The 15,695-nt window shown below is 71.3% G+C and carries 18 protein-coding genes and 1 tRNA gene; 16 read left to right on the top strand and 3 right to left on the bottom strand.

The annotated features are described in order from the left end of the window. Nucleotides 1-5 precede the first annotated feature (5 nt). The 3 genes from ACIDOF_RS13290 (at nucleotide 6) to ACIDOF_RS13280 (ending at nucleotide 2,328) form a co-directional block, all read left to right on the top strand. On the top strand, nucleotides 6-719 hold the full coding sequence (locus tag ACIDOF_RS13290) for a TetR/AcrR family transcriptional regulator (RefSeq protein WP_409006027.1): 714 nt from the start codon (nucleotides 6-8) through the stop codon (nucleotides 717-719). After that, complete coding sequence (locus ACIDOF_RS13285) at nucleotides 716-1,312, top strand: HhH-GPD-type base excision DNA repair protein (RefSeq protein WP_409006026.1); 597 nt, start codon at nucleotides 716-718, stop codon at nucleotides 1,310-1,312. The genes ACIDOF_RS13290 and ACIDOF_RS13285 overlap by 4 nt, the downstream gene beginning before the upstream one ends. A gap of 131 nt (nucleotides 1,313-1,443) precedes the next feature. Continuing rightward, on the top strand, nucleotides 1,444-2,328 hold the full coding sequence (locus ACIDOF_RS13280) for a 2-hydroxy-3-oxopropionate reductase (RefSeq protein ID WP_409006025.1): 885 nt from the start codon (nucleotides 1,444-1,446) through the stop codon (nucleotides 2,326-2,328). Nucleotides 2,329-2,416: 88 nt separating this feature from the next. Here ACIDOF_RS13280 and ACIDOF_RS13275 read toward each other — a convergent pair whose 3' ends face one another. Next, complete coding sequence (locus ACIDOF_RS13275; protein ID WP_409006098.1) at nucleotides 2,417-3,952, bottom strand: helicase HerA-like domain-containing protein; 1,536 nt, start codon at nucleotides 3,950-3,952, stop codon at nucleotides 2,417-2,419. A 390-nt stretch (nucleotides 3,953-4,342) separates the two neighbouring features. Between ACIDOF_RS13275 and ACIDOF_RS13270 the strand changes: the two genes are divergently transcribed. Further along, entirely contained in the window at nucleotides 4,343-4,639 is a 297-nt protein-coding gene (locus ACIDOF_RS13270) for a type II toxin-antitoxin system VapB family antitoxin (protein WP_003955420.1), read from the top strand. 185 nt (nucleotides 4,640-4,824) lie between these two features. Then, a complete protein-coding gene (locus ACIDOF_RS13265; RefSeq protein WP_409006024.1) occupies nucleotides 4,825-5,451 on the top strand; it encodes a LytR C-terminal domain-containing protein in 627 nt (208 codons plus the stop codon). Nucleotides 5,452-5,503: 52 nt separating this feature from the next. Here ACIDOF_RS13265 and upp read toward each other — a convergent pair whose 3' ends face one another. Next, nucleotides 5,504-6,139 carry a uracil phosphoribosyltransferase gene (gene upp, locus ACIDOF_RS13260; protein ID WP_409006023.1) on the bottom strand — a complete coding sequence of 212 codons (636 nt, stop codon included), beginning with the start codon at nucleotides 6,137-6,139 and terminating at the stop codon, nucleotides 5,504-5,506. 196 nt (nucleotides 6,140-6,335) lie between these two features. Between upp and ACIDOF_RS13255 the strand changes: the two genes are divergently transcribed. The 9 genes from ACIDOF_RS13255 (at nucleotide 6,336) to ACIDOF_RS13215 (ending at nucleotide 12,256) form a co-directional block, all read left to right on the top strand. Further along, nucleotides 6,336-6,539 carry a hypothetical protein gene (locus tag ACIDOF_RS13255; protein WP_409006022.1) on the top strand — a complete coding sequence of 68 codons (204 nt, stop codon included), beginning with the start codon at nucleotides 6,336-6,338 and terminating at the stop codon, nucleotides 6,537-6,539. A gap of 185 nt (nucleotides 6,540-6,724) precedes the next feature. Next, entirely contained in the window at nucleotides 6,725-7,264 is a 540-nt protein-coding gene (locus ACIDOF_RS13250; RefSeq protein ID WP_409006021.1) for a hypothetical protein, read from the top strand. A 55-nt stretch (nucleotides 7,265-7,319) separates the two neighbouring features. Next, the gene (gene tadA / locus ACIDOF_RS13245; RefSeq protein WP_409006097.1) at nucleotides 7,320-7,748 is read left to right on the top strand and encodes a tRNA adenosine(34) deaminase TadA; all 429 of its coding nucleotides are present in this window, start codon (nucleotides 7,320-7,322) and stop codon (nucleotides 7,746-7,748) included. Nucleotides 7,749-7,857: 109 nt separating this feature from the next. After that, a tRNA-Ser gene (locus ACIDOF_RS13240) sits at nucleotides 7,858-7,942 on the top strand. Between the two features lie 99 nt (nucleotides 7,943-8,041). Beyond that, entirely contained in the window at nucleotides 8,042-8,302 is a 261-nt protein-coding gene (locus ACIDOF_RS13235; RefSeq protein WP_409006020.1) for a hypothetical protein, read from the top strand. Between the two features lie 477 nt (nucleotides 8,303-8,779). Next, nucleotides 8,780-8,944: a hypothetical protein gene (locus ACIDOF_RS13230; protein WP_409006019.1), complete on the top strand. Its 165-nt coding sequence runs from the start codon at nucleotides 8,780-8,782 to the stop codon at nucleotides 8,942-8,944. A gap of 192 nt (nucleotides 8,945-9,136) precedes the next feature. Next, a complete protein-coding gene (locus ACIDOF_RS13225) occupies nucleotides 9,137-9,997 on the top strand; it encodes an RNA polymerase sigma factor SigF (protein WP_409006018.1) in 861 nt (286 codons plus the stop codon). A 517-nt stretch (nucleotides 9,998-10,514) separates the two neighbouring features. After that, nucleotides 10,515-11,369 (top strand): RNA polymerase sigma factor SigF, encoded by an 855-nt coding sequence (locus ACIDOF_RS13220; protein WP_409006017.1) that lies wholly within the window; start codon nucleotides 10,515-10,517, stop codon nucleotides 11,367-11,369. Nucleotides 11,370-11,497: 128 nt separating this feature from the next. Then, nucleotides 11,498-12,256 (top strand): hypothetical protein, encoded by a 759-nt coding sequence (locus ACIDOF_RS13215; protein ID WP_409006016.1) that lies wholly within the window; start codon nucleotides 11,498-11,500, stop codon nucleotides 12,254-12,256. A gap of 55 nt (nucleotides 12,257-12,311) precedes the next feature. Here ACIDOF_RS13215 and ACIDOF_RS13210 read toward each other — a convergent pair whose 3' ends face one another. Then, complete coding sequence (locus tag ACIDOF_RS13210) at nucleotides 12,312-12,515, bottom strand: hypothetical protein (protein ID WP_409006015.1); 204 nt, start codon at nucleotides 12,513-12,515, stop codon at nucleotides 12,312-12,314. Between the two features lie 188 nt (nucleotides 12,516-12,703). On the opposite strand from ACIDOF_RS13210, the gene ACIDOF_RS13205 reads away from it, so the two are divergent. Then, a complete protein-coding gene (locus ACIDOF_RS13205; protein ID WP_409006014.1) occupies nucleotides 12,704-13,174 on the top strand; it encodes a MarR family winged helix-turn-helix transcriptional regulator in 471 nt (156 codons plus the stop codon). A gap of 20 nt (nucleotides 13,175-13,194) precedes the next feature. After that, entirely contained in the window at nucleotides 13,195-15,678 is a 2,484-nt protein-coding gene (locus ACIDOF_RS13200; RefSeq protein ID WP_409006013.1) for an MFS transporter, read from the top strand. The last annotated feature ends 17 nt before the right edge of the window (nucleotides 15,679-15,695 follow it).

Raw genomic sequence — 15,695 nt, 5'->3', positions numbered from 1 at the left:
CCCCCATGCCCACCGACCCGGCCGATCCCGCCAACCCCACGGGCCCCGCGGGCCCCACCGGCCCCGCCGCCGAAGCGCGCCCCGCCCCGCCCGAGCCCGGCACCGTCCGCCCCGGTGGCCGTACCGCCCGGGTGCGGGCGGCCGTGCTCGACGCCGCCGGGGACGCGCTCGCGGAGGGCGGGTTCGCGGGGCTCGACCTCGGCGACGTGGCCCGGCGGGCCGGGGTCGGCAAGACCACCGTGTACCGCCGCTGGGGCTCGACCACCGCCCTGGTCGCCGACCTGCTGGCGGACATGGCCGAGCAGTCCTCGCCCCGCACGGACACGGGCGCGCTCCTCGACGACCTTCGCGCCAACGCCCACCTCGTCCGCAGCACTCTCGCCGACCCGCGCCAGGGCCCCCTGTTCCGGGCCGTGATCGCCGCGGCGACCTGCGACGAGCGGACCGCGCAGGCCCTGCACCGGTTCTACGAGATCCGCGTCGCCGAGTGGGCGCCCTGCGTCGAACAGGCCGTCCAGCGCGGCGAGTTGCCCCCGGACACGGATGCGCGGGAAGTCGTACGCGCCGTCTCCGCGCCCCTCTACCACCGGTTCCTGCTCTCGGGCGCCCCGCTCGACGAGGCGTCCGCGGAGCGCGCGGCACAGGCGGCGGCCGCGGCGGCGCGCGCGGGCGCGTACCGGGCGACGCCCGCGCCGCCCTGCGCGATCATCGAGGCATGAGCAAAGCATCGAAAACCGCCGACATCCACCTGGCCCAGGAGCCGAAGGCCGACGCGCTGCTCGGGCGCAGCCCCCTGGCCGCCCTCGTGGGCATGCTGCTCGACCAGCAGGTCCCGATGGAGAAGGCGTTCGCCGGGCCGTACGTCATCGCGGAGCGTCTGCAGGCCGACGACCTGGACGCGCACGACATCGCGGCGTACGACCCGGAGCAGTTCGCCGAGCTGATGAAGGAGAAGCCCGCCGTGCACCGGTACCCCGGCTCGATGGCCGGCCGGGTGCAGAAGCTCTGCCAGTACCTGGTGGACGAGTACGACGGCGACGCCGAGGCCGTCTGGCGGGACGCGAGCAGCGGCAAGGAACTCCTCGCCCGCCTCAAGGCCCTGCCCGGCTACGGCGACCAGAAGGCGCAGATCTTCCTGGCCCTGCTCGGCAAGCAGTACGGCGTCACGCCCACCGGCTGGCGCGAGGCGGCCGGCGTCTACGGCGAGAAGGGCGCGTTCCGCTCCGCTGCCGACATCACCGGGCCCGAGACGCTCGCGAAGGTGCGGGCGTACAAGCAGGAGATGAAGGCCGCCGCGAAGGCCGAGAAGTAGCGGGTCGCGCCGGACGCCCGGGGCTGTCCTTGACAGGGGATTTCGCTCAACGGAGCATTGATTCCGGATAACGGAAGCAATGTGCACCGACAGCGCGCGACACCGTGAGCAGGAAGCAGGGGCAGGCAGTCATGGCAAAGATCGGTTTCATCGGCCTCGGCATTATGGGCAGCCCGATGGCGGTCAATCTCGTACGTGCCGGGCACACCGTCACCGGCTGGAACCGCACCGCCGCGAAGACCGCACCGCTCGTCGAGGCGGGCGGCGCCGCGGCCGACACCATCGCGGACGCGGTGCGCGACGCGGACGTGGTGATCACCATGGTCCCGGCGTCCCCCGAGGTCGAGGCGGTCGCGTACGGGCCCGACGGGATCCTGGAGAACGCCCGCCCCGGCGCCCTCCTGATCGACCACTCCTCGATCACCCCGCAGACCTCCGTCGACCTGGCCGAGAAGGCCCGCGACCACGGCATCCGCGTCCTGGACGCCCCGGTCTCCGGCGGCGAGGCGGGCGCGGTCGAGGGCGTCCTGTCGATCATGGTCGGCGGCGACAAGGCCGACTTCGACGACGCCCGGCCGGTCCTGGAGGCCATGGGCACGACCATCGTGCACTGCGGTCCGCACGGCGCAGGACAGACCGTGAAGGCCGCCAACCAGCTGATCGTCGCCGTGAACCTGGAGGCCTGCGCCGAGGCGATCACGTTCCTGGAGAAGTCCGGCGTCGACCTGAAGGCGGCCCTGGAGGTCCTCAACGGCGGCCTCGCCGGATCCGCCGTCCTGACCCGCAAGATGGAGAACTTCCTGCTCCACGAGTACCGGCCGGGCTTCAAGGTCGACCTGCACCACAAGGACATGGGCATCGTCACCGAGGCCGCCCGCAACGTCGGCGCGGTGCTGCCCGTCGGCTCCGTCGCCGCCCAGCTGATCGCCTCCGCCCGCGCTCAGGGCTGGGGCGACAACGACCACTCGGTGCTGCTCAAGGGCGTGCAGCGGCTCAGCGGCGACGAGACCGCCTGACGTGTGCGGCTGAGGCCGTGGCCCTCGAAGGCTGAGGCCGTCGCCCTCGAAAGCTGAGGCCGTAGCCCTCGAAAAGGGGCCGGCGGCCTCAGCGTCTGCGGCGGGTGCCGAACACCGACCGGGAGATCTCCCGCCCGATCTGCGTACCCAGGGAGCGCGCAAGGGACTTGAAGATCCCCGAGCTCACCACCTGATCCACCATCGAGCCTCCACGCTCCCCGGAACGCGCCGGCTCCCGCCGTACGGACTTCTCCGCCTCCGCCGCGTCCGCCGCCGCCCTCTTCTGCTCCTCCCGCTCGGCCTCCCGCGCGGTGAGCACCTCGTACGCGGACTCCGGATCCACGGCCTCCGCGTACCGCGCGTACAGCGTCGAGGACTTCACCGCGCGGTCCAGCTCCGCCGCGTCGACCGGGCCCATCCGGGACTCGGGGGCGCGCAGCCGGGTCGCGGCGACCGGGGTGGGCGCCCCCTTCTCGCTCAGCACGGTGACGACGGCCTCGCCGGTGCCGAGCGAGGTCAGCGTCTCCTCCAGGTCGTACGCCGAGTTCGGGAAGGTCTTCACCGTAGCCCGCAGCGCCTTCTGGTCGTCCGGCGTGAAGGCGCGCAGCGCGTGCTGGACGCGGTTGCCGAGCTGGGCGAGGACGTCGCCCGGCACGTCCTTCGGCGTCTGCGTCACGAAGAAGACGCCCACGCCCTTCGACCTGATCAGCCGCACGGTCTGCGTGATCGCCTCCAGGAACGCCTTGCTCGCCCCGTTGAACAGCAGATGCGCCTCGTCGAAGAAGAAGACCAGCTTGGGCTGCTCCACGTCGCCGACCTCGGGCAGGTTGTTGAACAGGTCGGCCAGCATCCACATCAGGAACGTCGAGAACAGCTGCGGCTTGTCCTGCACGGCGGGCAGTTCGAGCACCGACACCTGCCCCCGCCCGTCCGCGGCCGTACGCAGGAACTCGCTCACGTCGAACTCCGGGTTCCCGAAGAACGGCGCCATGCCCTGCGCCTCGAACGCGGTCAGCGCCCGCAGGATCACCCCGGCCGTGACCGTGGAGAGACCGCCGATGTTCTTCAGCTCCGGCTTGCCCTCGTCCGAGGTCAGGAACGCGACGACGGCCCGCAGGTCCTTCAGGTCGTGCAGCTCCAGGCCCTTCTGGTCCGCGTAGTGGAAGATCAGCCCGAGCGACTGTTCCTGCGTCTGATTGAGCTGCAGCACCTTCGACAGCAGCACGGGCCCGAAGCTCGTCACCGTCGCCCGTACGGGAATGCCCTGCCCGAGCCCGCCCAGCGCGTAGAACTCGCACGGGAACGACCTGCCCTGCCAGTCCTGCCCGACCTCGCCGGAGCGCTGCCGCAGCTGGTCGTTCGCCTCGCCGTCCGCCGCGAGCCCCGACAGGTCGCCCTTCACGTCGGCGAGGAAGACGGGCACGCCCTGCGCGGACAGTTGCTCGGCGATCAGCTGCAGGGTCTTGGTCTTGCCGGTGCCGGTGGCGCCGGCGACCAGGCCGTGCCGGTTGAGCATCGGCAGCGGGATGCGGACCTGCGCGTCCGGCAGGCACGCGCCGTCCCACAGCAGCGCGCCGAGGTCGAGCGCGGGCCCGGCGAAGGCGTAGCCCGCGGCGATCTCCATGGCCTCCTGCGGCAGCGCCCGGCCGGAGCGCACATGGTCCCCGGCGACCGGCGGCGCGGACTGCGCGGCCGGTGCGGGGGCAGGGGCGGCGGGCGCGGGATCGGCGGTCGCCTCGTCGGTCACGTCAGCCGCGGGGGCCGGGGCCTCGCCCGTCCGGGGGATGCGCTCGGCGGCGGTAGTCGGGGCCTCGCCCGCCGGTGGCGTGGGGGTGTCGATGGGGGCCGACCGGTCCGGTGTCCCCGCGGGCGTCCGCGGCTCGCTCTCGCTCATTTCAGGCCCCTGTTCCCGGTTTCACAGTCACCGGTATGTCGGCTTTGCGGCGGCATATTCCAGCCTCGCACTCGGTCGCCATGGCTGCGCCCGGAGCCCCTTGCCCGGTAGGCTTTCCGTGTGATCTTCAAGCGCATCGGAAACGGCCGGCCGTACCCCGACCACGGCCGGGAAAGCACCCGGCAGTGGGCGGACGTCGCGCCGCGCCCGGTCCGCCTCGATCAGCTCGTGACGACCAAGGGCCAGCTGGACCTGGAGACCCTCCTCGCCGAGGACTCCACGTTCTACGGCGACCTCTTCGCGCACGTCGTGAAGTGGCAGGGCGACCTGTACCTGGAGGACGGCCTGCACCGCGCCGTGCGCGCCGCGCTCCAGCAGCGCCAGGTCCTGCACGCCCGCGTCCTCGAACTGGGCTGATCCCGCCCGGACTTCGACCCGTACGCCCGCCTTCGGCGGCACGGGGCGGTGCCCGCGGCTCCGAACGTCCGCCGCTGCCCTTCTCGTACGCATCCGCCCCGCTGTTGGCCCTTTCGGGTTGGCTCGCGCCCGGGCGATTGATCATCTAGTAGGCATTGCGCTCCGGCCGCATTACGCTGCCGCTCATGAGCATGCTCACACCCCCCGGAATGGGCGGCGAATACCGCATCACGGGGGACAAGTACCCGCGGATGCGACGCAGTCGGCACCGCCGGATCGTGCTCGTCGTACTCGCGTCGGCCGCGGCCCTCGCGCTCGTCGGCTACGGCGTCGCCCAGCTCGTCGACGTGTTCTCCGGCGACGAGAAGCGCGGCACCGTCGCGGCGGACCGGCCCGACTGCAAACCCGCGCCGAAGCCGTCGCCCTCCCCGAAGGCGCTGCCGAAGCCCGCCCAGATCACGGTCAACGTCCTCAACGCCACGCCCCGCAGCGGCCTCGCCAAGAAGACCGCCGACGAGCTGAAGAAACGTGGCTTCACGATCGGCGAGGTCGGCAACGCCACCAAGGAGTACGACAAGAAGGTCGACGCCGCCGCCGTGCTCCTCGGCCCCAAGTCCGCCCTGGAGAGCGGTCTGCCCGTGCTCGGCACGCAGCTCGCGGGCGCCGAGCGGAAGACGGACGACCGCAAGGGCAAGGAGATCGACCTCATCATCGGCAAGGCCTTCACCGCCCTCGCGAAGAAGGAGGACGCCGAGAAGGCCCTGACCAAGCTGGCCGAGCCCGCCCCGACGCCCTCCCGCGGCAACTGCTGAGGCCCCCGGGAAGATCCCAGGGGCCTCGGAAGGCGTTCAGGCGTCCGGAGAGCTACTCCGCGGCGCCGTACATCCGGTCGCCGGCGTCGCCCAGGCCCGGCACGATGTACCCGTCCTCGTTCAGGCGCTCGTCGACCGCGGCCGTCAGCACCGTCACCGGCGTGCCCGCCAGCTCGCGCTCCATCACCTCGACGCCCTCGGGCGCCGCGAGCAGCACGACCGCCGTCACGTCGTCGGCGCCGCGCTTGATGAGCTCCTGGATCGCCGCGACGAGCGTGCCGCCCGTCGCCAGCATCGGGTCCACCACGTACACCTGGCGCCCCGACAGGTCCTCCGGCATACGCGTCGCGTACGTCGAGGCCTCCAGGGTCTCCTCGTTGCGGACCATGCCGAGGAAGCCGACCTCGGCCGTCGGCAGCAGCCGCACCATGCCGTCCAGCATGCCGAGACCGGCGCGCAGGATCGGCACGACGAGGGGGCGCGGGCGGGCCAGCTTCACGCCGGTGGTCGGGCCGACCGGGGTGTCGATGTCGACCTGGTCGGTGCGCACGTCACGGGTGGCCTCGTAGGCGAGCAGGGTGACCAGCTCGTCGGCGAGGCGGCGGAAGGTCGGGGAGTCGGTGCGCTTGTCGCGCAGCGTGGTGAGTTTGTGCGCCACCAGCGGGTGGTCGACGACGTGCAAGCGCACAGGATCCTCCGTGGGTCTGATCTGCGGTGGGTCTGATCTGCAACAACGGCCGCAGCAGCGACCCGCCTCTCAGGCTACCGGGGCCCCGCCGCCCCCGCGCCCGCCGGCTCCGTACCCCCTCGGTCGCATCAAACCGGCCACCCGGGGGAAAGTGGAGGGAACGGACGACCCCCACTGGGCAGGGTGGTGGAGCCAGATGCAGGACGGCGACGCAGAGCCGGAGCAGCTCGACGACCAGCGGCTCGATCCGCTGGAGAGCGATGCGGAACGGCGCCGCCGCCGCGCCCAGTTCCTGCGCGAACTGCACGAGGCGAAGGAACTGCGCGCCCGGGTCCAGCCACGCAAGGCGCGCGCGGCCCGCATGCGCCAGCAGATGCGGATGCGGACCTTCCGCTGGTAGTCGCCGGAAGGGGCCGCGGGACGCGGCACGCGGCTCGCCGCAGACACAGCGGGCGGAAGACCTCTCGCGGCGGCTCTGTTTCTGCCACGATTCCGATGGGCGGGCGCACTTCGCGGCTCCCCCGCCCGCCAACCTCCGCCGGGGGGAACCCCAACCGGCACGCCTGAAGACCAGTGGGAGTCACGGTGTACTTCGCCGCACTGCTCGCGCGCACCGAAGACGGGTGGGAAGCGAGCGACACAGAGCTCGACGATGTGGAGACCCTGTCGGATCTCACCGACCTGGCCCGCGAGGCCACGTCGGGCGGATACGACGACGAGACAGTGCTCGTTTTCATCGAGCAGGAGGACGCCTGGTTCGGCATCGTGCGCGTCGAGGGTGAGGACGACCCTCGTATCTACGTCTCGGACGCGGCCGCCGCGTCCCGCAGCAGCTACGGCGAGATCCTGCTCACGGACGAAGTCCTCGGCCGTGAGCCCGGCTCGTCCGACGACTCGGCGCACCTGGAGGAGCTCGTCGACCTCGACGGCACCGAGGACGGCGAGCCGGAGAGCAGCGCCGACGACGACAGCGACGACTCGGTGCCGGCCGGGCCGCTCGGGGACACCGCGATCCTCGACGACCTCGGCCTGTCCGAGAAGGAGCTGCTGACCCTGAACACCGACGCCCTGGGCACGATCGCGGACGCCCTGGGCGCCTCGGACGTCCTCGAGGCCGTCCGCTAGTGAACGAGCTGCACCACCTGTGAACGACCCGATACGGGACCGCTGGCAGCCGGCGATGCGACTCGCCCTCGAAGAGGCCGAACAGGCCGCACTCGGGGGCGACGTGCCCGTCGGCGCCGTGGTCCTCTCCCCGACCGGCGAAACCCTCGCCACCGGCCACAACGAACGCGAGGCCATCGGCGACCCCACCGCGCACGCCGAAGTGCTCGCGCTGCGCCGGGCCGCGGCCCGGCTCGGCGAGTGGCGGCTGCCCGGCTGCACGCTCGTCGTGACCCTCGAACCGTGCGTCATGTGCGCGGGCGCGCTCGTCCAGGCCCGCGTCGCGCGCGTGGTCTACGGCGCCAGGGACGAGAAGGCCGGCGCGGCCGGCTCGCTCTGGGACCTCGTCCGCGACCGCCGCCTCAACCACCGCCCCGAAGTCATCGACTCGGTCCTCGCCGATGTCTGCGCGGACCAGCTGACCCGCTTCTTCCGCGACCGCTGAGCCCCAGCCCCGGTGGTCGTACCCGTGAGAACCGCTCAACGAAGCCTTCGTAGCCGCTTCGGGGATACGGATTTCAGAGCACGGGCACCTTTGGGCTAGGATCTCTCTCGGTAGCGTGTCCGAGCGGCCGAAGGAGCTCGCCTCGAAAGCGAGTGTGGCGCAAGTCACCGAGGGTTCAAATCCCTCCGCTACCGCTCAGGGAAGTGACCCCGATCCGTACGAACGGACCGGGGTCACTTTCGTTGTTGGCGGCGACGCGCTGTGCGGGCGCCCGCACAGCAGAAGGGTGAGCGATGTCCGAGGAACTGCCGGACAAGGAGAGCCCCGAGGAAGCCGGCGTCTGGGAAGTGCGGCTGGGGATCTACGCGACCGAGCGGCAGGCCGAGGAGGTCAAGGAGCAGATCGCCCGGCTGCTCTGCCCCGACCCCGACCACGCCCCGCCGTGCCCGGTCCCGTGGTCGGTGAACGTGCTGCACGGCTCGGACCTGGACGACGAGGACCCGTATCCGGAACTCGTCGAGCAGGCGCGCGCGGAGCGGGGCATGGGGTCCTGAGGCGGCCCGTGTACGGCGAGAGCCCCGGTGCCGTGACGGCGCCGGGGCTCTCGTACGAGGAGGCCGGGGGAAGCAGCATCGGGGGGACAAGCCGCTCCCCCCGATGAGGACCGGACTCACAAGTCCACGTCGCGTTCAGGGGGAAGCTCACGACGCGGACCCCGCAGTGGAGCCGGGTCCCTGCCCTGCGGATTCCTGCCAGATCCGCCGGGCTCACCACCCATACTGCTCCGCCGACGCCCGCCCCGGGCCCGGCAAAGGGCCTTGGCGTGAGGGCCGTTGGTCCTTAAAAGCCGTGTGAGGGCGAGAGCGCCCACCCCGTGTGCGTACGAAAGCGCCGGCGCTGGGCGCGTACGAGCGTGTCGGTGCACCGGGGGCGCGGGCGCCGGGGCGTGCGGCCACTGGCGTGATCCACTCCGCGCGTTAGACTCACCCGACTGCACGCCGGGGACAGGATCAGGCAGGGGAGGCCGGGACGTGGTGCAAGCCAAGAAGATCGCCCTTTACGTGGTGGCCGTCTTCGTCCTCTACACGATCATCAACTCCCCCGACCGGGCTGCCGACCTCGTCCAGGTGGGCTTCGAAGGGATATCCGACGCCGCCCAGGGCGTCGGCGACTTCATGACTCAACTCGTGCAGTAGGCAACGCTCGTACGACCTCTCACCGGAATCGGTGGGGGGTCTTTTGTACGTTTGACCCCAACTTGCCCTCAACACGGCGTTATCGGGTGCTTGCACACAGTGCACATGTCTTGTGATGCTATGACCGCTTTTGACGGATGAGTGGAACGGTTCGATCAGAACGGTTCGTTTCGAAAAGGGGTGGCGTTGACCGTGCCGGCCAGTACTACGCCTCAAGTGCCGCCCCAGGACGCCCCGCAGGAGGCGGACCGGGCCGCGGCCGGGGCGGCGGAGGCGTCGCCCGCCAGAAAGCGGGGCGCGGACACCCGAGCGCTGACCCAGGTGCTGTTCGCCCAACTCAAGGACCTCACCCCGGGAACCCCGGAGCACGGCCGGGTGCGCGCCGCCCTGATCGAGGCCAACCTGCCGTTGGTGCGCTACGCGGCGGCACGTTTCCGCAGCCGCAACGAGCCGATGGAGGACGTCGTCCAGGTCGGCACGATCGGCCTGATCAACGCCATCGACCGCTTCGACCCGGAACGGGGCGTGCAGTTCCCGACGTTCGCGATGCCGACCGTCGTCGGCGAGATCAAGCGGTACTTCCGCGACAACGTCCGCACCGTGCACGTGCCGCGTCGGCTGCACGAGTTGTGGGTGCAGGTGACCGGCGCCACCGAGGACCTCACCACGGCGTACGGGCGCTCCCCCACGACCGCCGAGATCGCCGCGCGGCTGCGGATCTCCGAGGACGAGGTGCTCGCCTGCATCGAGGCCGGACGGTCGTACCACGCAACGTCGTTGGAGGCCGCGCAGGAGGGCGACGGGCTGCCGGGGCTGCTCGACCGGCTCGGGTACGAGGACCCCGCGCTCGACGGCGTCGAGCACCGCGATCTCGTCCGGCACCTGCTGGTCCAGCTGCCCGAGCGGGAACAGCGGATCCTGCTGCTCCGCTACTACAACAACCTGACGCAGTCGCAGATCAGCGCCGAGCTCGGGGTCTCCCAGATGCATGTCTCGCGGCTGCTCGCGCGCAGCTTCGCCCGGCTGCGGTCGGCCAACCGCATCGACGCGTAGCCCTCCCGGGGGGGGCGGGGCGCTTCCCGGGCCACGTTTCGTGCCGTCGGCTCGGGCGGCGTCGATCGCCCTTCGGGCTCGTCCTCAAGCGCCGGACGGGCTGATTTCCCTCGCGGACCGGACAGGCGCCCAGGCTCAACTCCCCCTGCGCGTCGCCGGACAGGGCGTCGGGCAGGCCGATTCGCCCGCCTGCCACCGTGCGCCCCTCGTACTCCCCTCCCCGGGTCGCCCGGGTGCGCGGCATACTCCGGTCAACCTGGGCAGGTCGGGGTTCCGTACAAGGGAGCGAACTGCCACCGTGAAGGGTGGAGCACGATCTTGGGGCTTGCCGACAGAAAAGCCGCAGACCGGGCTTTTCCTGCACAGATTTGTCGACTTGGCGCTACAGCGTGTTGCCGACATGTGACATTCTGCTGGAACCGCGTTTGCCGCAGCCGCATGACCGGTATTCAGGTGGAGGCTGCGTTCCTGAAGACGGAGCGCCCGCCGCGACCGTCCGCGACCTCAAGGGGGTGGCATGTCCGCAGAACAGGGCAGCTCGAAGGTGCTCACGCTCACGAAGAGCGACCCCGGTGCAGCACCTGTGGGGCTCGGTCACGAGCCATCGACAGCCATCGACACCCGCACCTTGTCCCGTTCCCTGTTCCTGCGCCTGGCCGCGCTGGACGAGGACAGCCCGGAGCGCGCGTACGTCCGTGACACGCTCATCGAGCTCAACCTGCCGCTGGTGCGGTACGCGGCGGCGCGGTTCCGCAGCCGCAACGAGCCGATGGAGGACATCGTCCAGGTCGGCACGATCGGCCTGATCAAGGCGATCGACCGCTTCGACTGCGAACGCGGCGTGGAATTCCCGACGTTCGCGATGCCGACCGTCGTCGGCGAGATCAAGCGCTTCTTCCGGGACACCAGTTGGTCGGTGCGCGTCCCTCGGCGGCTGCAGGAGCTGCGGCTCGCGCTCACCAAGGCCAGCGACGAGCTGGCGCAGAAGCTGGACCGCTCGCCGACCGTGCCCGAACTCGCCGCCGTCCTGGGCGTGTCCGAGGAGGACGTGGTCGACGGCCTCGCGGTCGGCAACGCGTACACCGCCTCGTCGCTCGACTCCCCGGCGCCCGAGGACGACGGCGGCGAGGGCTCGCTCGCGGACCGCCTCGGGTACGAGGACAGCGCCCTTGAGGGCGTGGAGTACCGCGAGTCGCTGAAGCCGCTGCTCGCCAAACTCCCGCCCAGGGAACGGCAGATCATCATGCTCCGCTTCTTCGCGAACATGACGCAGTCGCAGATCGGCGAGGAGGTCGGCATCTCACAGATGCATGTCTCGCGCCTGCTCACGCGCACGCTGGCGCAGCTCCGCGAGGGCCTGATCGAGGACTGAACCGGCCCGACGAGGCGGCTGGGGTTCTCATTTGACGGACCGTCAGCCACACTGGCGCGATGACACGAGCCGGTATCGCTTGGGCACGCAGCCGCCGAGGCGCCGTGACTACGGCCTCGGTGGCTGTCGTGTGTCTGGGAACGCTTCTCGCCGCCTGCGGAGGGGACTCCTCCGGGGAGGACGACGGGTACGTGGCGGTCGGCGCCGTGGGAGCCACGCCCGACAGAGCCCCGCAACGCGGCGCCGCCCCCACCGGTGACGTACGGATGGTGCCGTTGGAGGGGGAGGAGAGCGGGGAGGGCGGCGGTTCCGGGCCGCCCGAGTCCGGAGGGGCTGCAGAGAACGGGGGCGGCGCGGGGAGCGAGGCCTCCGAGGGGGCGTCCTCCGACGGGGCCGGGGAGCAGGCGCCGTCCGCCGAGCCCGAGCCGTCCGAGTCAGGCGCGGCCGGGGGCGACGGCTCCGGCGGCTCCGGAGGCCCTGGTGGCTCTGGGGACTCCGCGGGCGGCAACTCCGGTTCGGGCGGGGGAAGTTCAGCGGAACCCGACGCTCCGTCCGGCGGTGGCGAGGAACCCTCCGGCCCTGCCGTCCTCAAGGTCGTAGGCGACCCCGTGCGGAAGGCGCTGGACGAGCGGTGGTGCGAGAAGGTGACCGTGAAGTTCCGCAACTCCGGTGGCACACCGGTGCGTTCGGGGACCGTCACCTTCGGCACGCATGTGATCGGCGCGCTCGGCGTCGACTGGGCCACGATCGAGTCGGAGCGGAAGCTTCCGGCGCCGGTCGATCCGGGCGAGACCGTCACCGAGTCCTGGAAGCTCTGCGTGGACGCCTGGCGGGTGCCGCTGGGCATGCACATCGAGACCCAGGACGTCTCGGTGAAGTGGAAGTAGGCCTCCGGCGCCTGCGGTGCCACCCACGGGCGCCCGTCCCGTACCGGCCGGGGGTCTAGGCGAGCGCCAGCCAGGCCACTCCGGCCACGACCGCCACCGCGAGGACGACGCCGACGATCAGGCCGACGCGCGAGCCGCCGCCGGTGGACTGCTGCTGCTGCGGGGCCGCCTCCTCGACGAAGGCGCGGAACATCTGCGTGCTGCCCGCGGGGTCGTTGCCGCCCTGAGGGCCCTGCGGGGCGTGGGGGTTGTGTGCCATGGCCCAGGACCCTAGCGAATCCGGGGGGTCCGCCCAAGCCCCGGGTGACTCTCGGTCGCGGGCGTGCACGGACCGTCCCCTTTGCCGGAGCATTGCCAGCTTTTTAGCCGCTGAGCCCCTTTTTAATTTGCCTTCGGCAACCAACCGCTTCTATCGTTGCTCTAAGCAACAAACAGTGGAAGGTGGCCATGGCCGCACAAGCCCGGTACGAGGAACTCGGTCGCCAGCTGAGCGCCATCGGCGCCGTCAAGCGTGAGCTCGCCCGGACGCTGCCGGTCGAGTGCCCGGCCGGATCCGCGATCGTCCTCGCCCTCCTGGACAAGTACGGCGAGATGCGGATGAGCCGGCTCGCGGAGCTGCTCGCCGTCGACATGTCGGTGACCAGCCGCCATGTCGCGCACGTCGCGGACCGAGGCTGGATCGAGCGGTCCCCCGACCCCGACGACCGGCGCTCGCGCATCCTGCGGCTCACGGCCGAGGGCACGGAGATGCTCCGCACGCTCTCCGAGCGCCACACCGCGGCGCTCGCCCACTACCTGCAGGACTGGTCCGACGACGACGTCGACCAGCTCAGTGCGCTGCTCGCCAGACTGCGGGCCAGCTTCGGCGACTGCCGGCAGGCCCGCGCACACACTTCGCCCACCCGTACACCCGCGTAAGAAGTAAGAGAAGGAAGTCCATGGCAACGACCACACCGACCGGTGTGCGGGGCAGCCATGCCAAGCATGGAGGCCACGGCGGCCAGGCGGGTCAGCACGACGGCTCGCCCATGACGCACCGGCAGATCATGGAGGCGCTGTCGGGCCTGCTGCTCGGCATGTTCGTCGCGATCCTCTCCTCGACGATCGTCTCCAACGCCCTGCCCGAGATCATCTCCGACCTCGGCGGCGGCCAGTCCGCGTACACCTGGGTCGTCACGGCCTCGCTGCTCGCGATGACCGCGACCACCCCGCTGTGGGGCAAGCTCGCCGACCTGTTCAGCAAGAAGCTGCTCGTCCAGATATCGCTCGTCATCTTCATGGCGGGTTCGGTCGTGGCCGGGCTCTCGCAGGACCCGGGCATGCTGATCGCCTGCCGCGTGGTGCAGGGCGTCGGCGTCGGCGGTCTCTCCGCCCTCGCGCAGATCGTGATGGCGGCGATGATCTCGCCGCGCGAGCGCGGCCGGTACAGCGGCTACCTCGGCGCCACCTTCGCCGTCGCCACCGTCGGCGGCCCGCTGCTCGGCGGTGTGATCACCGACCACTGGGGCTGGCGCTGGTGCTTCTACGTCGGCGTGCCCTTCGCGGTCGTCGCGCTGATCGTGCTGCAGAAGACCCTGAAGCTGCCCGTGGTGAAGCGGGACGTGAAGGTCGACTGGGGCGGCGCCTTCTTCATCTCCGCCGCCGTCTCCCTGCTCCTGGTCTGGGTGACCTTCGCGGGTGACAAGTACGACTGGCTGTCCTGGCAGTCGTACGCCATGGTCGGTGGCTCGGTGCTGCTCGCGCTGATCTTCGTGTTCATCGAGACCAAGGCCAGCGAGCCGATCGTGCCGCTGCGGCTGTTCCGCAACAAGACGATCACCCTGGCCTCGCTCGCCTCGCTCTTCGTGGGCATCGCGATGTTCAGCGGCACCGTGTTCTTCAGCCAGTACTTCCAGCTGGCGCGGGACAAGTCGCCGACGATGTCCGGTGTCATGACGATCCCGATGATCGGCGGCCTGTTCATCTCGTCCACGGTCTCCGGTCAGGTCATCACCAAGACCGGCAAGTGGAAGGCGTGGCTGGTCAGCGGCGGTGTCCTGGTGACGGCGGGCATGGGCCTGCTCGGCACGATGCGGTACGACACCGAGTACTGGCACATCGCGGTCTTCATGGGCCTGATGGGTCTCGGCATCGGCATGATGATGCAGAACCTGGTGCTCTGCACCCAGAACCAGGTGGACCCGAGCGACCTCGGCGCGGCCAGCTCCGTCGTCACCTTCTTCCGGTCCCTCGGCGGTGCGATGGGCGTCTCCGCGCTCGGCGCCGTGATGGCCACCCGGGTCACCGACTACGTCAAGGACGGCATCGCCGAGCTCGGCCCCAAGGCCGCCGGCCTGGCCGGACACGGCGGCACCGGTGGCGGCGCGATCCCGGACCTGGACGAGCTCCCGGCCCCGATCCGCACCGTGATGGAGAGCGCGTACGGACACGGCGTCGCCGACGTCTTCCTGTACGCGGCGCCCGCGGCGCTCCTCGCCTTCCTGCTGACGCTGTTCATCAAGGAGGTCCCGCTGAAGACCGGGGCCATGGCGAAGGCCACGGCGGCGGACGCCCCGGACGCGACCGCCGCGCTCCCCGAACTCCCCGAGCCGGCCTCCGCGCCGGCCCCCACCGAGCAGCGCGAGGAGGCGCAGACGATCGTGCAGGGTACGACCGGTCAGCCCGGCATCGAAGTGCGCGGCCTGGTCCGCGGCGGCGAAGGCGTGCCGGTCCCACGGGCCGCTGTCACGCTGATCTCCCTCGGCGGACGCCAGTTGGGCCGCACCATCGCCCAGCAGGACGGCGGCTACGTCCTGGACGCCCCCGGCGCCGGTTCGTACGTCCTGATCGCCTCGGCGGACGGGTTCCAGCCGCAGGCCTCCACGGTCGTCGTCGGCGACGAGCCGCTCGCCTACGACGTGCTGCTCAGCGGGACCAGCGGGCTCGCCGGTGTCGTGCGGGCGGCGGACGGCGGGAAGCCGGTGGCCGGCGCGATGGTCGTCGTGACCGATGTGCGCGGCGACGTGCTCGCGACCGGACTGACCGGTGAGCAGGGCGAGTTCACGTTCGGCGAGCTCGTGCCCGGGCCTGTGACCCTGGCCGTGAACGCCGAGGGCCACCGGCCGCTGGCGCTGCCCGTCGACGTGGCCGGGCAGGGCGTCACCCGGATCGAGGTGGCGCTGCAGTCCGGGGCGCGGGTGCAGGGCACCGTGCTCGCGGCGGGCGGGCCGCTGCGGGACGCGCGGGTCACGCTCGTCGACGCGGCCGGGAACGTGGTGGCCACGGCGACCACGGGTGAGGACGGCGCGTACGCCTTCACCGACCTGGACAGCGGCGAGTACACGGTCATGGCGAGCGGCTACCCGCCGGCGGCCATGGCGCTGACCGTGAACGGCACCGACGCCGACGGTCATGACATCGAACTCGCCCACCCGGAGGCGTAGTTCAGGACTCCGGTCGC

Source organism: Streptomyces sp. Da 82-17, from assembly GCF_046098215.1.
Taxonomy (GTDB): Bacteria; Actinomycetota; Actinomycetes; order Streptomycetales; family Streptomycetaceae; genus Streptomyces.
This window is presented reverse-complemented; position numbering and strand designations above follow the sequence as displayed.

Bases quoted from the DNA above. Each gene is read 5' to 3' on its own strand.
- ACIDOF_RS13290 (WP_409006027.1), top strand. From the start codon at position 6: ATGCCCACCGACCCGGCCGATCCCGCCAACCCCACGGGCCCCGCGGGC.
- ACIDOF_RS13235 (WP_409006020.1), top strand. From the start codon at position 8,042: ATGTCCGAGGAACTGCCGGACAAGGAGAGCCCCGAGGAAGCCGGCGTC.
- ACIDOF_RS13285 (WP_409006026.1), top strand. From the start codon at position 716: ATGAGCAAAGCATCGAAAACCGCCGACATCCACCTGGCCCAGGAGCCG.
- ACIDOF_RS13265 (WP_409006024.1), top strand. From the start codon at position 4,825: ATGAGCATGCTCACACCCCCCGGAATGGGCGGCGAATACCGCATCACG.
- ACIDOF_RS13200 (WP_409006013.1), top strand. From the start codon at position 13,195: ATGGCAACGACCACACCGACCGGTGTGCGGGGCAGCCATGCCAAGCAT.
- ACIDOF_RS13275 (WP_409006098.1), bottom strand. From the start codon at position 3,952: ATGGAGATCGCCGCGGGCTACGCCTTCGCCGGGCCCGCGCTCGACCTC.
- ACIDOF_RS13220 (WP_409006017.1), top strand. From the start codon at position 10,515: ATGTCCGCAGAACAGGGCAGCTCGAAGGTGCTCACGCTCACGAAGAGC.
- ACIDOF_RS13255 (WP_409006022.1), top strand. From the start codon at position 6,336: ATGCAGGACGGCGACGCAGAGCCGGAGCAGCTCGACGACCAGCGGCTC.
- ACIDOF_RS13205 (WP_409006014.1), top strand. From the start codon at position 12,704: ATGGCCGCACAAGCCCGGTACGAGGAACTCGGTCGCCAGCTGAGCGCC.
- ACIDOF_RS13210 (WP_409006015.1), bottom strand. From the start codon at position 12,515: ATGGCACACAACCCCCACGCCCCGCAGGGCCCTCAGGGCGGCAACGAC.
- tadA (WP_409006097.1), top strand. From the start codon at position 7,320: ATGCGACTCGCCCTCGAAGAGGCCGAACAGGCCGCACTCGGGGGCGAC.
- ACIDOF_RS13280 (WP_409006025.1), top strand. From the start codon at position 1,444: ATGGCAAAGATCGGTTTCATCGGCCTCGGCATTATGGGCAGCCCGATG.